Raw genomic sequence first — 22,395 nt, 5'->3', positions numbered from 1 at the left:
AATCGTGGGCTCGACAGCACCGGAGAGGTGGCAGAGTGGTCGAATGTACCTGACTCGAAATCAGGCGTACTAGCGATAGTACCGAGGGTTCGAATCCCTCCCTCTCCTCCAGACATGCTTGCAAGCAATGGATTGATCGAAGCTTCTCAGCTCGTCACTCCTTCGCTGGCAAAGCTACTAAAAAAGCCGCAGTGATTTTTCACTGCGGCTTTTTGCTTTTTGGGTGCCGCGCATCCTGTCAGTTGGCTCGCTCGTCGATGCAGCAATGCAGATCGATCGCAGGCGATTCGAGCGCAATGCAGGCTAGCGCTTGAGCGAACCCGTCGCTCTGGTGCGGGGCTTTGTCGCGACACCTGCCTGCGCCTCTCTCTTGGCCTTGGCTACATCGATCTCGCTTTCGGAATGAAGCTGGAGCTTGCCGCAGTTATCGCAGCGATACAGCCGCAGCCACGGCAGCATTCGCATCCACGTACTGCGGTGCGTGCGCTTGAGATGGTCGATGCCGCATGGGCAGGCGGAAAACAGGTTGTGCATGGCGAGGCCGATCCGGATGTCATGGGCCTCCCTTGCCAAGCTCTTCGGCTCATAGGCAGATGTGTACTGCAGCGCAGCATTCTTCCAGCCATCTATGACCACGCCACTACCATGTTCGCGGTATTTGTAATCTTTGCTACTACATGCAGACTGCTGCTGGCCGGCGAGGCCTGAAGGCGCCCAGCTTCAAGAGTGATCCGTGCCCTCAGATGTGCGCTCTTGAAGGGAAGCTAACTATTAACAAAATCGCCGTTGCACTGCTCCTCTGGCCATCAGCTCGCATCGAGCCGTAGCCCGGCCTACAGAGGCGCATCCACACGTACTTTTACCGGCCCCCAGGCATGCCGAAGCGACCAGCGGCGCGTGGCGCTGGTACGATCAGGGAGAAAGTTAGCAATGATGAACCTGGTAACGACTCTTCGGAGAGAGCCAGGAGACTCTGATGGCGACTTTGGCGCCGTCACTACTTTTTCACCAGCTCACGCATCTGTTTGTGAGTTTTCAGTGTGAAGCGTAAACGATTTTTTACAAAAATTCGTCGATAGCCACTGAGCCTGAAAATTATGTGAAGAAACTGCGCACGGCCTCTCGCGTGCGCTGCTGGTAAATATTGACTTCTGGGGGATCAGATTGAGAAGAAATTCGAACGTCTTGGCGTGGGCGTTGGCACTTGCAGGTGCGATGGTGCTTCAAGGTTGCGCAATCGTGCCGGGCATGGGTACCGTGGAACCCTACGACGGTCGGGAAGAGTTGCCATCGCAGTTCCGCTACCTGCCCGACGCGGCCCCCGAAGGCGCAATCACCCCCATTTCCCTCGCGCTCGTGCGCACGCTGAACGAGACCGCGCCCAAGGGCGTGCCTCCCGAAGTGCAGGCGCTGTTCGGCAAGAGCGAGCGCTACACCATTGCGCCCGGCGACGTGGTGGGCGTGATCGTTTATGACCACCCCGAGCTGCTGCCAAACGCAGGCGCCGTTATCTCGCAGACCGCCGACCCGACTGGCGTCCAAGTGGCCCCCGGTTTCATCGTCGATTCCGAAGGCGAGATCGCCTTTCCGTACATCAGCCGTGTGCGCATCGCCGGTTTGAGCGAAGGCGATGCCTCCGATCTGATCCGCAAATTGCTGATGCCGCACATCGAGAACCCGCAAGTGACGGTGCGCATCCAGTCCTTCAGAAGCCGCCGTGCTTACGTAGAAGGTGAAGTGCGCACCCCTGGCTCGCAAATCATCACCGACGTGCCGATGACGCTGAACGAGGCCATCAACCGGGCCGGCGGCATCACCACCAACGGCAACCTCTCTGCCTTGACGCTCATCCGCAATGGCAGGTCGATTCCGATCGACATGACCCGGCTGCGCGAGGCCGGCTATGACGGCAACAGCATTCCATTGAAGAGTGGCGACACCGTTCGCGTGGCGCACCGCGAAGACTCCAAGATCTTCCTCATGGGCGAGGTCGTGGCGCCGCTGGCTTTGAACATGCGAAGCAACGGCCGCCTGAGCCTGAGCGAGGCGCTGGGCGAGGCAGGCGGTCCCCAGAATGCGACGGCCAACGCGGGGCAGATCTACGTCATTCGCCAAGGCGCCACGGGCGCGCCGGCCGTTTTCAATCTCGATGCCAAGAACCCGGCCGCCATGGCGATCGCGAGCCAGTTCCGGCTGCAGTCGCAGGACGTGGTCTATATCGACCCTGTGCCGCTGGTCAAGTGGAACCGCGTGGTCAGCCTGATCCTGCCGTCGGCATCGGTGGCCAACAGCGCCAGCGAGATTTACGTCAGGCATCGCTAGTCAGTCAGGGGAGCGGAGAGGGTTCACCACCGTCGCAACGGCGGGGCATGGACTCACCTGAATCGAAAGACATCAGCCGTGGGCGCTCGAATGAGCACGCGCGGCATGGCGGCAGGGCTTCTTTATCCAGGAACCAGGCCGTCAATTTTTTTGTTCCAGCCATCCATCATGCAAGCAGCAGCCATTCATTCAAATCAACCGATCGCGATCATTGGCCTGGGCTACGTGGGCCTTCCTCTGGCCGTGGAGTTCGGCAAGAAGCGCCAGGTGGTCGGCTTCGACATCAATGCCAAGCGAATTGCCGAGCTGCAAAACGGGCAAGACCACACGCTCGAAACCACGCCCGAAGAACTGAAGGCCGCTGCACAACTGGCCTTCACATCGCACCTCGACGACCTGCGCGACTGCGGTGTCTTCATCGTGACCGTGCCCACGCCCATCGACAACGCCAACCGGCCCGACCTGACGCCGTTGATCAAGGCCAGCGAATCCGTCGGCAAGGTGATGAAGCCCGGTGCCATCGTGATCTTCGAATCGACGGTGTACCCGGGCGCGACGGAAGAGGTTTGCGTACCCGTGCTGGAAAAATTCAGCGGCAAGAAGTTCAACGTCGACTTCTTCTGCGGGTACAGCCCGGAGCGGATCAATCCGGGGGACAAGGTCAACACGCTCACCAAGATCAAGAAGATCACCAGCGGAAGCACGCCCGAAGTGGCCGACCTGGTGGATGCGCTCTACAACGAGATCATTACCGCCGGCACGCACAAGGCCACCAGCCTCAAGGTGGCCGAGGCCGCGAAGGTGATCGAGAACACGCAGCGCGACCTGAACATCGCGCTGGTCAATGAGCTCTCGGTGATCTTCGAACGCCTGGGCATCGACACCCTCGACGTGCTGGAGGCCGCGGGCAGCAAATGGAATTTCCTGCCCTTCCGTCCGGGCCTCGTGGGCGGCCATTGCATCGGCGTGGACCCCTACTACCTTACGCACAAGGCGGAGCAGGTCGGCTATCACCCGCAGGTGATATTGGCCGGCCGCCGCATCAACGACAACATGGCGCGCTACGTGGCCCGCAACACCATCAAGTTGATGTTGAAGAACGGCATGGACGTGCCGCGTTGCCGCATCGGCGTGCTGGGCATCACCTTCAAGGAAAACTGCCCGGACATCCGCAACAGCAAGATCGTGGACATGGTGCGCGAGTTCGAGGCATGGGGCGCTTCCGTGGAGGTTGTGGACCCGTGGGCGGAAGCTGAAGAAGTGGCTCGCGAGTACGGCCTTCAACTCGGAAAGGTCGATGCAGACCACCCGGTCGATGCGCTGGTCGTTGCCGTGGGCCACAACGAATACCGCGGCGCGGCGATGTCCGAGCTGCGCGCCCTGTGCCGAGGCGAGCAGCCCGTGCTGGTCGACGTCAAGAGCCTGTTCAACGCACAGGAAGCCCGCAACAGCGGCTTCTCCGTGTTCCGCCTGTAAGCCCACTTCCTGTTTCTCCGTTTCTCCGTTTCTTCCTCGACATGAAAAATTTTGCTCTCATCGGCGCCGCCGGCTACATCGCTCCGCGCCACATGCGTGCCATCAAGGACACGGACAACCACCTCGCGGTGGCCTACGACATCAACGATTCGGTCGGCATCATCGACAGCATCTCGCCGCAGAGCGAGTTCTTCACCGAGTTCGAACGCTTCTACGAACACGCGCAGCAACTCAAGCGCAACCCCGCGACCGCGCTGGACTATGTGGCGATCTGCAGCCCCAACTACCTGCATCACCCGCACATCGCGGCGGGCCTGCGCCTGGGTTGCGACGTGATCTGCGAGAAGCCGCTCGTGCCCACGCCGGACCTCGTCGACGAACTGCAACGCGTTGAAAAGGAAACCGGCAAGCGCGTCTTCAACATCCTGCAGCTGCGCCATCACGACGCCATCCTGAAGCTGCGCGACAAGGTGGCAGCGGCGCCCGCGGACACCAAGTTCGACGTCGAGCTGACCTACATCACCTCGCGCGGCAAGTGGTACATGGAAAGCTGGAAGGGCGACAACCGCAAGTCGTTCGGCGTGGCGACCAACATCGGCGTGCACTTCTACGACATGCTGCATTTCATCTTCGGAAAGCTGCAGCGCAACGTGGTGCATTACAGCGGCACGGCCAAGGCCGCGGGTTACCTCGAATACGAACGCGCGCGCGTGCGCTGGTTCTTGTCCATCGATGCCAACGATCTGCCGTCCGACGTGAAGGGCAAGAAGACCACCTTCCGCAACATCGACATCAGCGGCGAGAAGCTCGAGTTCTCCGAAGGCTTCACCGACCTGCACACCGTGAGCTACAAGGAAATTCTGGCCGGCCGCGGCTATGGCCTCGAAGATGCGCGCCACTGCATCGAGACCGTCAACGTGATCCGCAGCGCCACGCCCGTCAAGGGCGAGCAGGGCGAAGTGCATCCGTTCGTGCGGCAGCTCGCCTGACGCGCCGCGAGACCGGCATGGCTTACAAAGCGCATCCCACCGCGATCGTCGACGAGGGCGCCCGCATCGGCGACGGCACCCGCATCTGGCACTGGGTGCATGTCAGCGCACAAGCGTCCATCGGCGAGGGCTGCTCGCTCGGGCAGAACGTCTACGTCGGCAACGACGTGACCATCGGCCACAACGTCAAGATCCAGAACAACGTCAGCGTCTATGACGCAGTCACCCTGGAAGACGACGTGTTCTGCGGGCCGAGCATGGTCTTCACCAATGTCTACAACCCGCGCTCGGCCGTCACGCGCAAGGACGAATACCGCCGCACCCTCGTGAAACGCGGGGCGACGCTGGGTGCCAACTGCACCATCGTCTGCGGCAACACCGTGGGCGAATACGCCTTTGTCGGTGCCGGCGCCGTGATCAACAAGAACGTGCCGGCGTATGCGCTCATGGTCGGCGTGCCCGCCAGGCAGATCGGCTGGATGAGCGAATTCGGCGAGCAACTCCCGTTGCCGCTGCAAGGCGCAGCCGAAGCCATTTGCGCGCACACCGGCGCGCGCTATGTACTCGACGGCAATGCCGTGACCAAGTTGGACGCCAAGAAGACGCCATGATCGAATTCATCGACCTCAAGACCCAGCAAGCCCGCATCAAGGACCAGATCGACGCGGCGATTCAGCGCGTGCTGGCGCACGGTCAATACATCCTCGGGCCTGAGGTGGCCGAGCTGGAGGAGAAGCTGGCTGCCTATACGGGGGCGAAGCATTGCATCACCGTGGCGAACGGGACGGATGCTTTGCAGATCGCGCAGATGGCGCTTGGTATCGGGCCGGGCGATGAAGTCATTACGCCGGGCTTTACGTATATCGCCACTGCCGAGACGGTGGCGCTGTTGGGCGCCAAGCCGGTGTATGTGGACATCGATGCGCGTACCTACAACCTGGACCCGGCGCTGCTGGAGGCGGCGATCACGCCGCGGACCAAGGCCATTGTTCCGGTGAGCCTGTATGGGCAGTGTGCGGATTTCGACGCGATCAATGCGATTGCCGCGAAGCACGGAATTCCGGTGATTGAGGATGCGGCGCAGAGTTTTGGCGCTACCTATAAGGGGCGCAAGAGTTGCAATCTCAGCACGATTGCTTGTGCGAGCTTCTTTCCGAGCAAGCCGTTGGGTTGTTATGGCGATGGCGGGGCGATCTTCACGAATGACGACGAGTTGGCGAAGGTGATGCGGCAGATTGCTCGGCATGGGCAGGATCGGCGGTATCACCATATTCGGGTAGGTGTGAATAGCCGGTTGGATACGTTGCAGGCTGCGGTGCTGCTGGCCAAGCTGGAGATATTCGACGACGAAATTGCGAGCCGTCAGCGGGTGGCTGCGGAATATGGGCGCTTGTTGGGGGAGGGCGGTATTGCTGGCGCCCCTTATGTCGAGCCGTATAACCAAAGTGCGTGGGCTCAATACACAGTGCGTGTGAATGATCGAGAAGCACTGCAGGGACGTATGAAACAAGCCGGCGTCCCTACTGTCGTTCATTATCCAGTCCCGTTGAATCATCAGCCCGCTGTAAAAGACGCCCTAGCTAAGTTGCCTCTCGGAGATGTGGCTGCGCAGCAGGTGTTGAGTCTTCCTATGAGTCCATATCTAAGCAAGACAGACCAACTTTGGATCGCACAGCAACTTGCCAATGCTTGACTCAAATGCAAGCTTCAAGAGCAAAAACCCTCCGCCAGTACTTATTGCTAGGCTGAGTTCGGCGTGAAGGCTAAATACATAGCCGCAATTTTTTTGCAGGCACTCGCGCCGCTAATGTTGCTTGGCTTCTCCTTGGTAATCGCGCATTCTCAAGGGGTTGATGCCCAAGGCGCATTTGCGGCGGCAAAGTCTTGGTTTGATCTGCTGGTCGCCTTCGGGTGTTTTGGGTTTCCGCAAAGCTCAATCTTGGCAATAAATAGAGAAGGAGCATCACCAAATTGGCTGTTTAGAGCCTCGATCTTTTACTCCTGCGTCTTGATTGCCTTCTTTGGTGCGTGTTCCTATTTTTTCCAGAAAAACCTGAGTCCAAATACTGCCTTAGCTCTTAGCGTGGGGATTGGCGCGAGTTCTGCCGTACTGGTAAATATTTGGCGAGGAGTCGCTCTGACGTTAGAGGACGGACTTCACTTTCATCTGATTACGGTGCTACCGACAGTTTCCTTCCTGCTCATCGCTTCCATTGGAGTATTGGGTGGAGCAAGCCTGAAAGAAGACATGGCACTCCTTTATGGAGTGACCGCAGTTGTGCTGGTGCCGGCTGCTTATCTTGTATTTCCGAGAAAAAAACTTGCGCAAGCAAAAGGAACAGTTCCACGAATTGGCCCATTGATAACCAGTGGCACTGAAGTTTTTCTTCAGGCGATTTCCAACGTTTTTCAAATGTTTTTTTGCCTATGGTTATTGAGGAAGGTATTCGGGCTGGAGCAGGTCGGATATTTTTCGTTGTGCCTCATGTTGGTTAATGCATTTGCGTTTCCCTTGCAAGCCCTTTCTCCAATAATTTTAAATAAATGGAGCAAACATGCAGATAACCGCGCCTTGGTAAGCGGAGCTCGTTTGGGTAATCTGATTTTGATCGGATTATTTTTTCTTATGGGATTGTTTTCCTTTGGAATTCCTTATGCCATTGAGATTTTTGGGTCGGGAAAATTCGTGCATGCCGCCCCCGCAATGCAGGTGGCCGTATTTATCTTGATTCCAACTTTAGCTCTTAGGATGGATGGGCTCAGGCTTTCTGCGACAGGGAATCTAAGGTTTAACTCCATTCTAACGATAGCCAAGTGCACAATTTTTGCACTATCTTTTTTTGCCGTCACCCTTTCGGCAGAGGAAGAGAACGGCGCTCGAGCGGCAATGTTTTGTTGGTTATTCGCTGAAGTACTTGCGGCTGCATTTTGTCGCCTTAAAGTGCGTGCTGTTTTGAAAAAGCAAGTTGTCTCATGAATAAGATAATCAAAAATCTATTTTTAGCATTGACAAAATGGATTTACTACCGTGTTGGCTGGATTCGTGCTTCTTTTTTGGGTGTTGATCTAGATTGGGCATCTCGCGTGAGCCCCCAAGCGCAGATCGCAGGCGTTAGATCAATTGGAGCAGCGCTTATCGGGCGGCAGGTCTCCATCGGGGCGGGCACCTATCTTGGCAGCGGGATAATTCAATGTGCTCGCATAGGAAAATATTGCTCGATCGGGCCGTCTGTGATCCTGGGACCTACCGAGCACCGATTGGATCATTGGACAACTTCGCCTTATGAAGCGCGCGATGCAGGTGAGGAAATTGGATCGACAGATAAACCTGCCGTTCCCTCGGTGATAGGGGATGGAGTTTGGATAGGAGCTCGGGCTGTCATATTGCAAGGAGTGCAAATCGGCGATCGTGCGGTAATTGCCGCCGGAGCCGTAGTTAATCGAGATGTTCCTGCAAATGAAACTTGGGGTGGCGTTCCGGCAAGATTCATTAAACGCAACAGGATAGCAAAATGCAAATCTTAGGGCTCAGCTTCTATTTGCTGTCTGTCGCCGCATTTTTCCTTATGCTGATTGCGACAAAAAAACCAAGTCGTCTGGATGCGTTCTATTACGTTATCCCTAGCATTTTTATACTCACGGAGATGCTCTATGTGCTTCCATTGGCGATCCGTGCAAGTTTGAATATTGATTTTGATCCCGGATTGAGCCCATATTATGCGGAGTTTGTCGAATTCATTCCATTCGCAACAGTATTGGCGGCCATTTTCAATTTGGTGTTCGCGTTCTTTTACACGCATCTATCCGAAGGAAAAAATAAATTTGTCGAACTGCCGATTTCTTCGTACCGAACTGTTCCTTGGCCAGCATTAATCCTCCTGTTGGTGGCCAGTTTACTTATGATTCAGCAACTCGCGAGCGAATTTGGGGGGCTGATGAATTATATATTGATGGGGTACAAGGTAACTGAGACCTTTGCCGGTGCTTCGCAATATGTAATTGGATTCGACTGGATCGTGGTTTGCGCAATAGTGGTTTTATATACCGGATACACGCAAAAAAATAAGAAATTAATACTGCTCGGTGCCTTTTTTGTCTCTGTCCTGATCGTTGTTTTTGCAATCATGGGGCGACGTGCGGTGCTTGTTATTTTAACAGCTGCTTCTCTTGGCGGTTATCACGTAATGATTAAAAAGATCCCGTTTCCGGTACTTCTTGTGGTCGGATTTTTGGGCTTTTTAACACTTAACCTAGTTGGAATAACTAGAGGCGAAAGCTACCAAGAAATAGGACAGATTTTTGAAATTCTTGCAGATCGAAAAAAATCTGCCACAGAGAATGATGTTAGTATTTTCTACACTTTGACAGACGGAAATTTTGCGATCCCGTTTGAAACGTTTCCGCAAATCATTCGTTCATTAGGTGAGAGATTTTCTTTGGGATTTGGGTCGTATTCCTTTCGAGCCATTCTTTTTGTCATACCAAGCTTTTTATGGGAGAGCCGGCCTCTGCCTCTGTCAAATTGGTATGTTCAAATATTTTATGGCGAATCCCAAATGAACATTGGGCGGCAATTTTTTATCCTGACCGCCCCTTATATGGACTTCGGAATGCTGGGCATTCCGATCTTCGGAATTTTCATGGCTTTTTTTCTTCGGTTCGTTGTTCGGCTGGCGGCCAAGCGGAAGAATGACCCGATTTTTGCAACCGGCGTATTAATGTTTCTGGGAAGCATGCTCAACTTGGTTGCAAATGATTTCCTGGCGTTTTCTCTGGTTTTTTTCAAGGCTGTTCTGCTGCCCCTCACCTTTCTATATGTGAGCAGACGGATTCGATTGAAAGTTTGATGTGAAGATTTTTTATGTCACCGCTACCTTCCCCTATGGAGCAGGGGAGGAGTTTCTTGCGGCTGAGATTGATGCACTATCGCAGTCTGTTGAAAGTCTTTTGGTGGTCCCTCTGCATCCTCGAGGTAACTTAAAAGATACTTGGCTAGAGACTGAGTCAGTCCGCTCCAAGGGGAAAAAATTATTTTCCGCTGATGTGTTAGCCGGCTTTCTGGCTTATCTTGCTTTGAAGCCGTTGCGAGTATTGCGTGCAATTGCATTTCTGCTAAGGCACTCCAGACCAAACAAAAAGTTTATCAAGAATTTAACTGTGATTCCCAAGGCTGCTTGGCTTGCAAGGATGGCTTCCAAAAATGATATTTCTCACATCCATGTCCATTGGGGTGGCACAACATCGTCAATGGTGATGCTGTCCTGTCTTATGTCCGGGGTTCCGTGGTCGCTAACTTGCCACCGCTGGGATATTTACGAAAACAACTTGTTAGCCGTTAAATCTAAAGCTGGAAAATTTATAAGATTCATCTCACGCCGAGGTGCGAAAGATTCGTTGCAATACGGCGTTGCTGAAGAAAAGATCAGTGTGATTCCGATGGGTGTCGCGGTTGAGGGAAGTCCTCCGGTACGAACATTTGAGGGTGAATTTTTGCGCGTTATGTGCGCCGCGAATCTAATCGAAGTAAAGGGGCATAAATACCTCCTCAAGGCTCTTTCTATTCTCAAAGAAGATGGATTGAAAGTAAGGTTGTCAATCGCCGGAGTTGGCCCCCTTTTCGAGAGTTTGCGTCAAATGGTAGTTGATTTAAATTTGGCTGAAGAGGTCAATTTTTTAGGGCAGATCGCTCATTCTGAACTAATGGAAATGTATCGACTCGGCTCGGTGGACCTGTTCGTGCTGCCAAGCATTGAATTGGATCCGGTAAATCATGAGGGGGTTCCGGTGTCTTTGATGGAAGCGATGTCATTTGGAATACCCTGCATCTCGACAAAAACTGGATCTATCCAGGAACTTCTCACGGATGAATTCAACAATACGGTGCCTCAACAAGATGCTGAAGCGATCGCAGAGAAGATAAAATTATTTGCCGAGGATGCGGAGTTCTATACGAGCGTTTCCAAACTCGGGGGAGAGGTTTTGACGGCTGGATGGACGTCGAAAAATTCAGCAAGAATGCTGCTGGAGAAAATTGGATGCTTTGATTGCAATAAGGTTTGAACTAACGTAATTGAGTTTTCAATCAAAGAACATAATAGTCTCATGAACAAAAAAGTACTGATTACGGGTGGAGCGGGATATATCGGCTCTCATGCTGCAGTTACCTTTCTCGAAGCCGGCTATGACGTGGTAATTCTTGATAACTTCTCCAATGGTTCAGCCGATACCGTGAGGCGAGTCGAAGATATTTCAAAAAGAGGACTTCGGCTTATTGAGGGTGATATACGAGACAAAAGCTGCTTGCATCAGATTTTTTCCGAAAATGAAGTTTATGCTGTATTGCACTTTGCGGGGCTCAAGTCTGTTGCGGAAAGTGTTAGCGATCCTTTGCGCTATTACGAAAATAACGTCGCTGGCACCGTATTTTTGTGTGAGGCGATGGAAGAAGCAAATGTCCGACGGCTCGTGTTCAGCTCATCAGCAACGGTTTATGGCGATCCCGTCGAGAACCCAGTAAGCGAACGGTGTTTGACCGGCAAGCTCAGTAGTCCGTACGGCCGATCTAAATCAATGGTCGAAGAAGTACTTCAGGATATTGCTGCCGCGAAACCTGCTTGGCATATTGCAATACTTCGATATTTTAATCCCGCAGGAGCGCACCCGAGCGGCCTTATTGGGGAAAGTCCAAATGGCCCCCCCAATAATTTGATTCCTTATATTAGTCAAGTGGCAGCCGGCTGGAGAGATGTTCTTCGGGTCTTTGGAGATGATTATCCAACGCCAGATGGAACCGGTGTACGGGACTATATACACGTTCAGGATTTGGCCGAAGGTCATTTGAGTGCGCTGGAGGCAATTAATAAAAGAGCTGGACTACATATATGGAATTTAGGGACCGGCCGAGGATACAGCGTGTTAGAGGTTATTCGTGCTTTTGAAATTGCGAGTGGGAGATCTATCAATTTCGAAATTGAGAGGCGCCGGCTTGGAGATGTCGCCGAATGCTGGGCAGATCCAACTAAGGCTCAAATGGAGTTAAATTGGAAAGCGAATCGATCTCTGACTGAAATGATGACGGATGCTTGGCGCTGGCAAAAAAATAGCTTGCCAAGTGCGTGAGCATTTGAATGGGGGTGGATGGCGTCTATGAATCAAAAGAAAAGGCCATTGCAGCGGATTTACGAGACTCCGACCCTCGTGAAGGTTTGGGATAGGCTTAAATATATATGCGTATTGAAAAAACCGTTTGGATCATAAATCATTATGCGAGCACGCCGGCCGCGGGAATGGGTGGACGCCATTACTATCTGGCTCAAGAACTGGTACGCCTTGGATTTAAAGTTTATCTGATTTCTGCGAGCTATACGCATTTGCTTCGTGCGCCTCCCGCACTCGAAAAAAATCACATGCTAGAAATTGTTGATGGGATCCACTACATATGGCTGCGCGGATTGCGGTACGAGCACGCCCATAGCAAGAAGAGAATTTTGAATTGGTTTGTCTTTGCATGGCGTCTCTGTGGCCTGCGCAAGATTATTAAAGATGATCCAGTTGCAATTCTGTGCTCGTCACCGTCTTTGATATCATTTTTGGGTGCCAAGTATCTGACTTGGCGGCTCAGGGCTCGTCTAATATTTGAGGTGCGCGATATTTGGCCGCTAACATTCGTGAAGTTAGGAGGCTATTCAATTCGACACCCCTTTATCCGATTTCTACAATGGATCGAGGACGCTGCATATCGTCACTCCGAGCGCGTGATTTCGAATTTGCCGATGGCAGTTGAGCACATGGTGCAACGGGGTATGGACAGAGCCAAATTTGCGTGGATCCCAAACGGATTTTCTTTGGGCGAGGTAAAAAATCCACAGGAGTTATCGTCCACCACAGCGCGACGTTTGCCAGCGGATAAGTTTTTAGTGGGCTATGCGGGGACTTTGGGCGTTGCGAATGCTATGGAAGTTTTGCTCCAAGCCGCCGATGAATTGAAAGATGTACCTGGTATTTCGATCGTCTTGGTCGGTGCCGGGAGGGAGTGTTCACGATTAAAGAAGTTTGCAATAGATCGAGGTTTGCAGAATGTTATTTTTATGGATGCCATTCCAAAAAATCAAATTCAAAACTTGCTTGCTCGATTTGATGTTTTATATATTGGATGGAAAAAAGATCCTTTGTATGATTTTGGTATTGCGCCAAATAAATTGCCTGAATACATGTATTCGGGAAAGCCGATCTTGCACTCATTCTCGGGTGCGGGCGATGTTGTTGAGAAGTTTGAAATGGGATTAACCGTTCCAGCCGAGGACTCGAGAGCGGTAGCCCAAGCTATTCTCAAGCTTTACCAAATGCCGTCAATAGATCGCGAAAAATTGGGGGCAAACGGGCGTCGATATGTATTGGAAAATCACGAGTATTCAATGTTAGCTGCTAAGTTGGCTGATGTGATCTGCAAAGCGTAGCGTACGCATGAGAATGTATTGAAGGTTTTTTTGAGTACGTTGCTTTTTCTCAATAAACATCTATTTTCTTTGCGTAAATTGATTATTTTTTAATGATGGAGCTTGGTTTTCAATCATGAAAAAATTAGTTGCTGTTACCGGTGCTTCCGGCTTTATCGGGTCGACTGTGGTGCGCGCCTGCGAGAAGCGCGGCGTTGCGGTGCGGTCGCTCGTGCGCAGGGACACGGCAGGCGGGGCAAATTCCTTTGAGATCGGTGATATAGACTCCGATACAAACTGGCAGAATGCGTTGGAAGGAGTCGAGTGCATTGTTCACTGTGCCGGCAGAGCCCATGTATTGATCGAAAGAAATTCAGACCCGCTTGCTGAATTTCGTAGGATTAATCGAGACGGGACGTTGAATTTGGCGGAGCAGGCTGCTACCACCGGAGTAAAGCGCTTGATATTTCTCAGTTCTATTGGGGTGATGGGATCGACTACAGATGGTCGTGCTCCGTTTTCCGAATCCGATACGCCACAGCCGATGATGGACTATGCGATTTCCAAGTTGGAAGCTGAACGTGGTTTGCAGGAAATAGCTACCCGCACAGGGCTTGAGGTCGTCATTTTGCGACCACCAATGGTTTATGGTCCCGGCGCACCGGGTAACTTTGCTCGCTTGGTGCGCGCTTTGGTAAAGGGTTGGCCGTTGCCGCTCGGAAGCGTGAGCAGTAATCGACGTAGCTATATTGGTATTCAGAACCTCGTCGATTTGATAGTCACTTGCATCGAGCATCCGGCTGCCGCGTCTCAGACTTTTTTAGCTTGCGATGGTGAGGATGTTTCGACTGTGGACTTGTTACGTCGAATGGGTGTTGCACTCAAAAAATCGCCGCGTCTTCTTCCGTTTCCAGTGAGTCTGATAAAAGTAGGGGCCGGTGTGCTGGGCAAAGCAACTCTTGCGCAAAGCCTTTGTGCTTCTTTGCAGGTGGACGGAGATAAGGCTAGGCAAATGCTCGGGTGGGAGCCCCCGCTGGATCTCAATGAAGGGCTTCGGCTAGCTGTAGAGGAATATTTGAGTGAAACGCCTGTTTGATCTGCTCTTAGCGCTCTGCGCGGCTGCCGTGTTGTTAGTGCCTTTAGTCTTGGTCGCCTTGGCGGTCCGCCTTACTTCCCGAGGACCCGTACTTTATTGGTCCGACCGCGTTGGTAGGAATAATCGAATTTTTAAGATGCCGAAGTTCCGCAGCATGCGGACCGGTACACCTGCTGTCGCCACGCATCTGTTAACGGATCCGAAGTCGCATTTAACATCGATTGGTCCGCTATTACGAAAATCCAGCCTCGATGAATTACCGCAGCTTTGGAGCATTCTCAAAGGCGATATGAGCTTTGTAGGGCCGCGTCCGGCGCTCTTCAACCAGACAGACCTGATCGATTTGCGGACGGGCCATGGCGTGCACTTGTTGGTGCCGGGGCTCACGGGTTGGGCTCAAGTCAACGGGCGCGACGAATTGCCGATTCCGGTGAAGGTTCAGTTCGATGCTGAATACCTGCAGCGCCGTTCCTTGGCATTCGACATCCGCATCCTGTGGCTTACGTTCGTCAAAGTGCTCAAGCGCGATGGCGTGACGCATTGATTGCAAGGACGACGATGGCAACGAAGCGTTTGCTGATCATCGGCACAGGCGGCCACGGACGCAGCGTTGCGGAAGCGGTCCTGCTCCGAAACGACTATGTGTTGACGGGGTTCCTCGACGATGCGGCCGAGGCTGCTCAACGCTTGTGGGACTGGCCGGTGTGGGGAACCACGGCCGTGCTGGGCGCATACAGGAATCAGGTCGATGCGGTGTTCGTGGCCATCGGCAACAACGCGTTGCGCGAAGCTTTGCACCAGCGCGTGCAGGCGGAGGGGTTGGCTTTGGCAACGGTGATTCACCCCGCTGCCGCTGTATCGCACAGGGCTGCGATAGGCCAAGGCAGCGCCGTCATGGCCGGTGCTGTCGTGGGCACTGGCGTCGAGCTGGGGGAAGGCGTGATCGTGAACTGCGGTGCGGTTGTCGATCACGACTGCACGATGGAGCCGTTCGGCCATCTGGGCGTGAATGCCGGGATGGCCGGTGGCAGCATCTTGGGGCGCCGTGCGTGGATGCAGGTGGGCGCCTCAATCGCCCAAGGGGCCAAGGTGGCCGCAGACCGTGTGTTGCTTCCGGGCGAGGTGGTGGCGCGTGCCTGACAACACTACTCATGGAAGAAGCAGCACGACCGGACAGCGATTCGGCCGGGTCTCCCGCATCGTGTTCTGGGCGTGTGCCGTCGCGGTGCTCGTGCTTTCGCTCGCGCCCGCCACAACTCCGATGCCATCCACCGGTTGGGACAAGACAAACCATCTGCTGGCTTTTGCAATGCTTGCCTTTTGGGCGCATCGCGCTTATCCGGGGCGCACCGCCGCCGTTCTGTTGGGGCTCCTCGCGTATGGCGGGCTCATCGAAGCGCTGCAGGCTTCCACTCCTGACCGGTCTGCCGAGTGGGCGGACCTGTTGGCTGACGGCGTTGGACTTCTGTTCGGCGAGATGCTCGCCCGGCTGATGTGGCCGTGGCTTGCCAAGAGGCTTTCGGTTGACGGCCAGCGGGCGTAACAGCCACGTGACAACCAGCAACTAAAATGTCATCAAGAAAAGGGAGTTTCAACCGTGATTAATTGTCCTTTGCGGCTGTTCAATGCCGTTGGCCAAAGCGAGCGGCTCACGCGATGAAGTCCGTACTGGTCGTATGCATCGGAAACATCTGCCGCAGCCCGATGGGAGAAGCCTTGATCGCCGCTGCTTTGCCAAACATCAAGGTGACGTCCGCCGGCGTGGGTGCACTTGTGGGCCAGCCCGCTGACGCATTGGCGCGTGAACTCATGGCCAAGCGCGGCCTCGACATCGAGTCTCATCGTGCGCGGCAACTGACCAGCCGGATGTGCCAGGAAGCCGACCTGATCCTGGTCATGGACGAAGAGCAACGACTGCATATCAACGAGAAGCACCCGCTCACACGCGGCAAGTTGTTTCGTCTCGGCGAGGTCGCACGCGTCGACATCCCCGATCCTTATCGCCTGGGCCAGCCGGCCTTCGAGCGAGCCCTGAAACTCATCGACGACGGCGCCAGTGCGTGGGTCGAACGCATCAAGAAACTCTCATGACTGCTCTTGCTTCTACTCCGATGCCCACGACGGCTCCTATCGTTACCCCGCGCGATGATGACGATGTCATCCACCTGTCCGAATACCTCGACATCCTGATCGATCGCAAGTGGTTGGTGGCCGGCATTACTTTTGTCGCCGTCGTGTTGGGTGTCGCCTATGCGTTATTGTCCACGCCTATTTATCAGTCCAATTTGCTAATCCAGGTCGAAGACTCAGCGCCCGACGCAAAGAACTTCCTTGGTGATACGGCGAACCTGTTCGACGTAAAGACGCCGGCAACAGGCGAAATTCAGATCCTTCGATCGCGCTTGGTCATCGGTGGAGCAGTGGAGGCAACGCGCCTCTACATCGACGCGCAGCCCCGCCGTATCCCTGTGATTGGAGAATGGCTTGCACGGCGTGCGAAGAATCTGTCTGAGCCGGGGCTTTTTGGCTTCGATGGCTATGTGTCGGGTACTGAGGCGATAGACATTGAAAAATTTAACGTGCCCGCGGCACTTGAGGATCAGCAGCCATTCGTGATCACCGCGCAGACCGATGGGCAGTACACGCTCGCCCATCCTGACCTGCCATCCCCATTGTCTGGCACCGTTGGCAAGCTGCTTAGTCAGGTGATACCCGGAGGCACCATCGCACTGATGGTGTCGAAACTGGACGGAAAACCTGGTGCCGAATTCGTTGTTTCGCATGCTTCCCTGCTGGCGACGATTGAGGAGCTGCAAAGGCGGGTTCAACTCAGCGAGCAGGGCAAACAATCGAACGTGATCAGCGTGTCGCTGGAGGACAGTGATCGCGATCGTTTGCGGCGGATCCTCGATGAGATCGGCGCGCAGTACGTGCACCAAAACATCGAGCGGAAAGCGGCCGAAGCTGAGAAGACACTTGAATTCCTCGACGACCAACTACCCGAATTCAAGAAGCAACTCGAAGTTTCGGAAGACGCCTACGCAAGCTTCCGCAACAAGAACGGGACCATCGCCTTCGACGAGGAGGCCAAGGCCATGCTGAATCAGACTGTCGAACTGCGAAAGCAACTGCTCGAGTCGGAGCAGCAGCGGCGTGACCTACGCGCGCGCTTCACTGCGACGAACCCCAAGGTCGGCGTGATCGATGGTCAGATATCAGCCATCAATCGCGAACTCGCTCAAATCGACAGCCGTGTTAGTGCCATGCCGGTTGTTCAGCGCGATGCATTGCGGCTGGAGCGCGATGTCCGTGTCAATGGCGAGCTTTACAAGTCGCTGCTCAACAGCTCGTTGCAGTTGCGCTTGGTCAAGGAAGGTAAGGTCGGCAACGTGCGCCTGCTCGACAAAGCGACCGAGCCCAAGAAACCGGTGAAGCCACAAAAGCCTTTGATCGTTGCGCTGTCGCTCGTGCTCGGCCTGCTGGCCGGCGTCGCTTTTGCGATCTTGCGCAGCAAAATGGCCAGCGGCATTAACAATCCGCAAGAAATCGAAGACCGCCTAGGCCTGAACGTTTACTCCGTCGTGCCACTCGCCATCGAGCAGGAGCGAATCGGGCAACGCATTGCGGGTGGCGTCGGCGGCGTCCAAGTGCTGGCCATCAACGAGCCGGAAAGCCTTGCCGTGGAAAGCTTGCGCAACCTGCGCATTTCCCTGCAGTTGGCGTTGATGGAGACCGACAACAACCGCGTGCTCATCACCGGTGCCACGCCGGGTGTCGGCAAGAGCTTCGTTTCAGGCAACTTCGCGGCCATCATGGCCGAGGCCGGCCGGCGCGTACTGCTGGTCGACGCCGACTTGCGGAAGGGCCACCTGCACACAGCCTTCGGCCTGCCGCGCAAGGGCGGGCTGGCCGACATCCTCTCTGGTGACATGACCAGCGAGCAGGCGATCCACAGCCAAGTGACGCCGAACCTCGACGTTCTCACCACGGGCAACTACCCGTTCAATCCGGCCAGCATGATGCTGTCGTCTACGTTGAGGGAATTCCTTGAAGCCATGTCGGCCCGCTACGACCTCGTGGTGATCGACAGTCCACCCGTGCTGGTGGCGGCCGATGCTGCAGCGGTGGCGGCACACGCCGGCGCGATTCTGTTGGTGGCGCGCGACAACCTCACGCAGATCGGCGAACTCAGCGAGAGCGTCAAGCGCCTGGCCCATGCAGGCCAGCGGGTCAGCGGCGTTGTCTTCAACGGCATGGATCTTTCACGCCGGCACTACGGTAGCTATGGCTACAAATACGGCGGTTACCGGTACACCGAATACAAATACAAAGATGCCGCTTGACGCGTCAGCCGTGTCCTACCGGCCGCGGTGACGTTATCCGACATTGGATACACACGTTAACATTTTAGAGAGAGTTGATACCCTGAATAGGGGAGGCAAGGGCGGGACCTTCGGAGAAAATTGTTGTTCGCTAAAACAACTATTAACTCTAAGTGCGATCCCTCATCAACCGCCTTGCAGCACCCTTGCTTGCGTTGCCCCGCCCTGCCAAACGCCTGCTGGCGCTGGCTGTCGATGCAGCGCTTTGCGTCCTGTGCGTATGGGTGGCGTTCAGCCTTCGTTACGAGCAGTGGGTAACCCTTCGCGGAGTTCAATGGACGGCGGTAGGCGCGGCGATTGTCGGCGCGCTACCCCTCTTCATCGTTTTCGGGCTGTATAGGGCCATCTTCCGTTACGCCGGTCCCGCCGCATTGATGGCCATCGTGCGTGCCTGCACGTTCTTCGGCATCGGCTACGGGCTCGTGTTTTCCGTGATCGGCGTGAGCGGGGTTCCGCGGACGGTCGGGTTCCTCATGCCCATGATGCTGTTCCTGACAGTGGCCAGCTCGCGCATGTTGGCGCGCTACTGGTTGGGCGGCATGTACATGAGCGCGCTCGACCGGAAGGCATTGCCGCAAGTGGTGATCTACGGTGCCGGCGGCGCCGGGGTGCAACTGGCTGCCGCATTGGCCCAGAGCCGCGAGATGTCGGTTCGTGCCTTCATCGACGACGCCAGGCATCTCCAAGGCAACACCCTTCACGGGCTGCCCATCCATTCGCCCGATTGGCTCGAGCACAACGCTGCGAAGCACGGCATTACCGATGTGCTGATGGCGATGCCTTCGTCCAGCCGTGGGCGCCGGGCGGAGATCCTGAACCAGTTGCTGCCTCTGCATCTTCATGTGCGGACGCTCCCGGCACTGGCCGATCTGGCCAACGGCCGAGTGCAGGTCCACGATCTGCTCGAGGTCGACATCGAAGACCTCTTGGGGCGTGACCCGGTCGCGCCGAGAGGCGATTTGCTGCACAAGAACATCCGCCATCAAGTCGTGCTGGTCACGGGAGCGGGCGGTTCCATCGGCAGCGAGCTGTGCCGGCAGATCGTGCAGCTTTCGCCCAAAACGTTGCTGCTGGTGGAGATGAACGAGTACGCGCTCTATGGAATCCATCAGGAGCTCGAAGCCTTGGCGCCCCACATCCACGTGGTTCCTCTGCTGGCGTCGGTGTGCGACGCGGCGCGTTTGCGTGAAGTGATGCGCGCCTGGCACCCGGACACCGTCTATCACGCCGCCGCCTACAAGCATGTGCCGCTGGTCGAGCACAACCCGATCGAAGGCGTGCGCAACAACGCGCTGGGCACGCTCACGGCGGCGCGGGTCGCCATGGAATGCAAGGTGCGCCGCTTCGTGCTCATCAGCACCGACAAGGCGGTGCGCCCGACCAACGTCATGGGCGCCAGCAAGCGGTTGGCCGAGATGACTCTGCAGGGGCTCGCGCAACAAAAATCGGGCACCTGCTTCTCGATGGTTCGCTTCGGCAATGTGCTGGGCTCCAGCGGCTCGGTGGTTCCGCTGTTCCGCCGGCAAATCGAAGCGGGCGGCCCGATCACGCTGACGCATGCGGACATCACGCGCTACTTCATGACCATTCCAGAGGCGGCGCAATTGGTCATCCAGGCCAGCGCAATGGCCGAAGGCGGCGATGTGTTCGTGCTCGACATGGGCGAGCCGGTGCGCATCATCGACCTCGCGCGCCGCCTGGTTGAACTGTCGGGACGCACGGTGCGAGACGAGAACTCGCCCGATGGCGACATCGAACTCCAGATCACCGGCCTGCGGCCCGGCGAGAAGCTGTACGAGGAACTGCTGATCGGCGACAACGCCCTGCAGACCTCGCACCCGCGCGTGATGAAGGCGCACGAGCCTTGCCTCCCCGAGGAAGAGCTTTGGCGCCAGTTCGACGTATTGACCGCCGCGCTTCGCAACAGCGACGTGCCGGCGCTCAAGCGAACGCTGCAGCAGATGCTGCCCGGCTACCGCGCTCACGCGGAAGTGGTCGACTGGGTGCACATGGAGCGGAATCGCAGGTCGTTGACTGTTGTGAATTGCACCGAAGAGAGTGCCAACTCGGAACTGCCGATGGCCGTTGCACTCTGAGTTGCCAGTCGGGCTGGCTACGCAGAACGAAAATTCTCGGACACGCTTGCGGTGATCTGACTCGCACGGCGAGGATCGGGGCTCCCTCGTGAGCCGCGAGGATCCTTCGCGTCGGTGGCAATGATCATGCAGGCGCTACTCGCATCAAGAATCTCTTTCTTGTAGTTTTTAGGTTATGCGGGCGTCCCTTGCGATTTCCATAATGAACCGATGATCAAGGCGTTGATGCAGAAAATAATCGTGACGGCTAATCGGAGATATTTCTTGCTTGCAGGGCTATGTACGTCGCTGACCTCGACGGCTCGCGCGGATGACGCTGTGGCGAAAGCGAAATCGTATGGCGGAAGCTGGGATGGGGTAGCGGATGTGTCGCAGGCGGCGCAAGCTGCGCTCAACTCGGGAAAGAAGGTGATCGACTTTGAGCACGCTCCCGCAAGAATCAATACGGGATTGATTGTTCCAGCTGGTGTCGAGGCTCGGAATGTGAACTTCATAGGTGGCACCCCCGGCCTTGACCTGTTGCGCGTTGGAAGTGGATCTTCTGTCAACGGGAAGATTACTGGCAGCGGCGCTGGTGGATCTACTGTTGAGCGTGCCGTGAGTCCCGATGGCGACGACGTTCGCGACGTGCGACTTAATTTGGATGTATCTAGGCTGACTGTGGGGGTCCAGATCTGGTCTCGAGGCAAATCTGCCAAGCCGCGGCGATGGACCGGGGATCTGCGCTTTTCTGGAATGACTGGTGGTGGCACGAACAGCAACGGATATGGTCTGTTAATTGCTGGCGCGGACGATTGCGAGTTCACGGTGACGTCGGTCGATACTCCTCGGCATTGCGTCTACATCTCGAACGGTTCCAAGAGAAACAAAGTGAAGCTCGACTCGATGGGGAATAGTGGGGCACCTATCCAACTGGCTGCCTATTCAAATCAGGACTATGTAGAGTCCAATCGCATCACGGCGACAGTTCGGAGCATGCGCCCAACTTCATCCTCGGCGGCGTATGCCGTGAACATAGTTGGCAAGTGTCGATCGAATGAAATCACGGTGACTGTGACGGACTCGGAGATGGCGCAGGGCGCTGTCCTGTTTCGGGCTCTCGACGCTGACACAGTTCCATACCGGAATGCGGTGAGTGTCGATTCGAAGGGCGGTTATTCGGGGCCGGGCGTCGTCCGATCCGACTCTGCCTATGAGAATCACGTTCGCATCCGTGGCGAGGGAAGTCCTCGAGCCAGTTCGGGGACAGCTGTGGTTTCCGTCGGTGTTTATTCGCGAATCATTCCGAAGGGCAAGTACGAGCGAGCACTGTATGTTGACGAGTACTCATGGGACGCCAAGGGCGCTCCTATGCGAGGGGTGGCGGCCATGGCTAGTTATGCGCCCGTGGAGATCAATGCTGCAATGGCTAACGGTCACCGTCGCGCCCAGTTGCCGGCCACTTATACATCCGGAGGCGGAAAGTTTACGGAATTAAAGTCCTCTTCGGAGGGGGCGGCACCGTTGAGATGACTCTAGTCCTTGCCTGACCACGAGGCGTTCCTTGTGCTCTGAGGAGTACCGAACAATTGGTGAGGGCGGAAGCGCAGATGCCGCCAC

20 protein-coding genes and 1 tRNA gene are annotated in these 22,395 nt (G+C 55.5%); 20 read left to right on the top strand and 1 reads right to left on the bottom strand.

Translation table 11 applies throughout. The features are described from left to right. The first annotated feature begins 21 nt into the window (after nucleotides 1–21). Nucleotides 22–111, top strand: a tRNA-Ser gene (locus VARPA_RS23385). Nucleotides 112–303: 192 nt separating this feature from the next. Here the strand turns inward: VARPA_RS23385 and VARPA_RS23380 are convergent. After that, complete coding sequence (locus VARPA_RS23380) at nucleotides 304–636, bottom strand: hypothetical protein (protein WP_041943020.1); 333 nt, start codon at nucleotides 634–636, stop codon at nucleotides 304–306. Nucleotides 637–1,248: 612 nt separating this feature from the next. On the opposite strand from VARPA_RS23380, the gene VARPA_RS23375 reads away from it, so the two are divergent. From VARPA_RS23375 to VARPA_RS31200, 19 genes are all read left to right on the top strand, one after another. Next, the gene (locus VARPA_RS23375; RefSeq protein ID WP_013543062.1) at nucleotides 1,249–2,322 is read left to right on the top strand and encodes a polysaccharide biosynthesis/export family protein; all 1,074 of its coding nucleotides are present in this window, start codon (nucleotides 1,249–1,251) and stop codon (nucleotides 2,320–2,322) included. 168 nt (nucleotides 2,323–2,490) lie between these two features. After that, nucleotides 2,491–3,798: a Vi polysaccharide biosynthesis UDP-N-acetylglucosamine C-6 dehydrogenase TviB gene (gene tviB, locus VARPA_RS23370; protein WP_013543061.1), complete on the top strand. Its 1,308-nt coding sequence runs from the start codon at nucleotides 2,491–2,493 to the stop codon at nucleotides 3,796–3,798. A 41-nt stretch (nucleotides 3,799–3,839) separates the two neighbouring features. Continuing rightward, nucleotides 3,840–4,787 carry a Gfo/Idh/MocA family protein gene (locus VARPA_RS23365; protein ID WP_013543060.1) on the top strand — a complete coding sequence of 316 codons (948 nt, stop codon included), beginning with the start codon at nucleotides 3,840–3,842 and terminating at the stop codon, nucleotides 4,785–4,787. A gap of 17 nt (nucleotides 4,788–4,804) precedes the next feature. Beyond that, entirely contained in the window at nucleotides 4,805–5,398 is a 594-nt protein-coding gene (locus VARPA_RS23360; protein WP_013543059.1) for an acyltransferase, read from the top strand. Continuing rightward, complete coding sequence (locus tag VARPA_RS23355; RefSeq protein WP_013543058.1) at nucleotides 5,395–6,480, top strand: DegT/DnrJ/EryC1/StrS family aminotransferase; 1,086 nt, start codon at nucleotides 5,395–5,397, stop codon at nucleotides 6,478–6,480. The genes VARPA_RS23360 and VARPA_RS23355 overlap by 4 nt, the downstream gene beginning before the upstream one ends. 63 nt (nucleotides 6,481–6,543) lie before the next feature. Beyond that, entirely contained in the window at nucleotides 6,544–7,764 is a 1,221-nt protein-coding gene (locus tag VARPA_RS31210) for a hypothetical protein (protein ID WP_013543057.1), read from the top strand. Further along, nucleotides 7,761–8,312: a DapH/DapD/GlmU-related protein gene (locus VARPA_RS31910; RefSeq protein ID WP_080559410.1), complete on the top strand. Its 552-nt coding sequence runs from the start codon at nucleotides 7,761–7,763 to the stop codon at nucleotides 8,310–8,312. The genes VARPA_RS31210 and VARPA_RS31910 overlap by 4 nt, the downstream gene beginning before the upstream one ends. Then, nucleotides 8,300–9,634, top strand: coding sequence for an O-antigen polymerase (locus VARPA_RS23350; protein ID WP_013543055.1), 1,335 nt, complete (start codon nucleotides 8,300–8,302; stop codon nucleotides 9,632–9,634). The genes VARPA_RS31910 and VARPA_RS23350 overlap by 13 nt, the downstream gene beginning before the upstream one ends. 1 nt (nucleotide 9,635) lies before the next feature. Beyond that, on the top strand, nucleotides 9,636–10,847 hold the full coding sequence (locus tag VARPA_RS30780; protein ID WP_013543054.1) for a glycosyltransferase: 1,212 nt from the start codon (nucleotides 9,636–9,638) through the stop codon (nucleotides 10,845–10,847). Nucleotides 10,848–10,889: 42 nt separating this feature from the next. Beyond that, entirely contained in the window at nucleotides 10,890–11,906 is a 1,017-nt protein-coding gene (gene galE / locus VARPA_RS30775) for a UDP-glucose 4-epimerase GalE (protein ID WP_013543053.1), read from the top strand. Nucleotides 11,907–12,013: 107 nt separating this feature from the next. Further along, complete coding sequence (locus VARPA_RS30770) at nucleotides 12,014–13,243, top strand: glycosyltransferase family 4 protein (RefSeq protein ID WP_013543052.1); 1,230 nt, start codon at nucleotides 12,014–12,016, stop codon at nucleotides 13,241–13,243. A 115-nt stretch (nucleotides 13,244–13,358) separates the two neighbouring features. Then, nucleotides 13,359–14,318, top strand: a complete 960-nt coding sequence (locus VARPA_RS30765; RefSeq protein WP_013543051.1) for a UDP-glucose 4-epimerase family protein — start codon at nucleotides 13,359–13,361, stop codon at nucleotides 14,316–14,318. Then, a complete protein-coding gene (locus VARPA_RS23345) occupies nucleotides 14,302–14,862 on the top strand; it encodes a sugar transferase (RefSeq protein ID WP_013543050.1) in 561 nt (186 codons plus the stop codon). Before VARPA_RS30765 ends, VARPA_RS23345 begins: the two co-directional genes overlap by 17 nt. Nucleotides 14,863–14,876: 14 nt before the next feature. After that, the gene (locus tag VARPA_RS23340) at nucleotides 14,877–15,458 is read left to right on the top strand and encodes an acetyltransferase (RefSeq protein ID WP_013543049.1); all 582 of its coding nucleotides are present in this window, start codon (nucleotides 14,877–14,879) and stop codon (nucleotides 15,456–15,458) included. Then, nucleotides 15,451–15,861: a VanZ family protein gene (locus tag VARPA_RS31205; RefSeq protein WP_167330531.1), complete on the top strand. Its 411-nt coding sequence runs from the start codon at nucleotides 15,451–15,453 to the stop codon at nucleotides 15,859–15,861. The genes VARPA_RS23340 and VARPA_RS31205 overlap by 8 nt, the downstream gene beginning before the upstream one ends. Before the next feature lie 113 nt (nucleotides 15,862–15,974). Then, entirely contained in the window at nucleotides 15,975–16,409 is a 435-nt protein-coding gene (locus VARPA_RS23330; RefSeq protein ID WP_013543047.1) for a low molecular weight protein-tyrosine-phosphatase, read from the top strand. After that, nucleotides 16,406–18,661, top strand: coding sequence for a polysaccharide biosynthesis tyrosine autokinase (locus VARPA_RS23325; RefSeq protein ID WP_144299027.1), 2,256 nt, complete (start codon nucleotides 16,406–16,408; stop codon nucleotides 18,659–18,661). Before VARPA_RS23330 ends, VARPA_RS23325 begins: the two co-directional genes overlap by 4 nt. 413 nt (nucleotides 18,662–19,074) lie before the next feature. Next, a complete protein-coding gene (locus VARPA_RS23320; protein WP_234974820.1) occupies nucleotides 19,075–20,796 on the top strand; it encodes a polysaccharide biosynthesis protein in 1,722 nt (573 codons plus the stop codon). 210 nt (nucleotides 20,797–21,006) lie between these two features. Then, entirely contained in the window at nucleotides 21,007–22,308 is a 1,302-nt protein-coding gene (locus tag VARPA_RS31200; protein ID WP_144299025.1) for a hypothetical protein, read from the top strand. Nucleotides 22,309–22,395 lie beyond the last annotated feature (87 nt).

Origin of the sequence: Variovorax paradoxus EPS (genome assembly GCF_000184745.1) — a bacterium.
Taxonomy (GTDB): Bacteria; Pseudomonadota; Gammaproteobacteria; order Burkholderiales; family Burkholderiaceae_C; genus Variovorax; species Variovorax paradoxus_C.
The sequence above is the reverse complement of the archived record's forward strand: the minus strand, read 5'-3'. Positions and strand labels throughout refer to the sequence as shown.

What these genes read in the sequence shown, in the direction of transcription:
- VARPA_RS23375 (WP_013543062.1), top strand. Translation starts at nt 1,249, where the DNA reads ATGGGTACCGTGGAACCCTACGACGGTCGGGAAGAGTTGCCATCGCAG.
- tviB (WP_013543061.1), top strand. Translation starts at nt 2,491, where the DNA reads ATGCAAGCAGCAGCCATTCATTCAAATCAACCGATCGCGATCATTGGC.
- VARPA_RS23365 (WP_013543060.1), top strand. Translation starts at nt 3,840, where the DNA reads ATGAAAAATTTTGCTCTCATCGGCGCCGCCGGCTACATCGCTCCGCGC.
- VARPA_RS23360 (WP_013543059.1), top strand. Translation starts at nt 4,805, where the DNA reads ATGGCTTACAAAGCGCATCCCACCGCGATCGTCGACGAGGGCGCCCGC.
- VARPA_RS23355 (WP_013543058.1), top strand. Translation starts at nt 5,395, where the DNA reads ATGATCGAATTCATCGACCTCAAGACCCAGCAAGCCCGCATCAAGGAC.
- VARPA_RS31910 (WP_080559410.1), top strand. Translation starts at nt 7,761, where the DNA reads ATGAATAAGATAATCAAAAATCTATTTTTAGCATTGACAAAATGGATT.
- VARPA_RS23350 (WP_013543055.1), top strand. Translation starts at nt 8,300, where the DNA reads ATGCAAATCTTAGGGCTCAGCTTCTATTTGCTGTCTGTCGCCGCATTT.
- galE (WP_013543053.1), top strand. Translation starts at nt 10,890, where the DNA reads ATGAACAAAAAAGTACTGATTACGGGTGGAGCGGGATATATCGGCTCT.
- VARPA_RS30770 (WP_013543052.1), top strand. Translation starts at nt 12,014, where the DNA reads ATGCGTATTGAAAAAACCGTTTGGATCATAAATCATTATGCGAGCACG.
- VARPA_RS30765 (WP_013543051.1), top strand. Translation starts at nt 13,359, where the DNA reads ATGAAAAAATTAGTTGCTGTTACCGGTGCTTCCGGCTTTATCGGGTCG.
- VARPA_RS23340 (WP_013543049.1), top strand. Translation starts at nt 14,877, where the DNA reads ATGGCAACGAAGCGTTTGCTGATCATCGGCACAGGCGGCCACGGACGC.
- VARPA_RS23330 (WP_013543047.1), top strand. Translation starts at nt 15,975, where the DNA reads ATGAAGTCCGTACTGGTCGTATGCATCGGAAACATCTGCCGCAGCCCG.
- VARPA_RS23325 (WP_144299027.1), top strand. Translation starts at nt 16,406, where the DNA reads ATGACTGCTCTTGCTTCTACTCCGATGCCCACGACGGCTCCTATCGTT.
- VARPA_RS23320 (WP_234974820.1), top strand. Translation starts at nt 19,075, where the DNA reads ATGGCCATCGTGCGTGCCTGCACGTTCTTCGGCATCGGCTACGGGCTC.
- VARPA_RS31200 (WP_144299025.1), top strand. Translation starts at nt 21,007, where the DNA reads ATGATCAAGGCGTTGATGCAGAAAATAATCGTGACGGCTAATCGGAGA.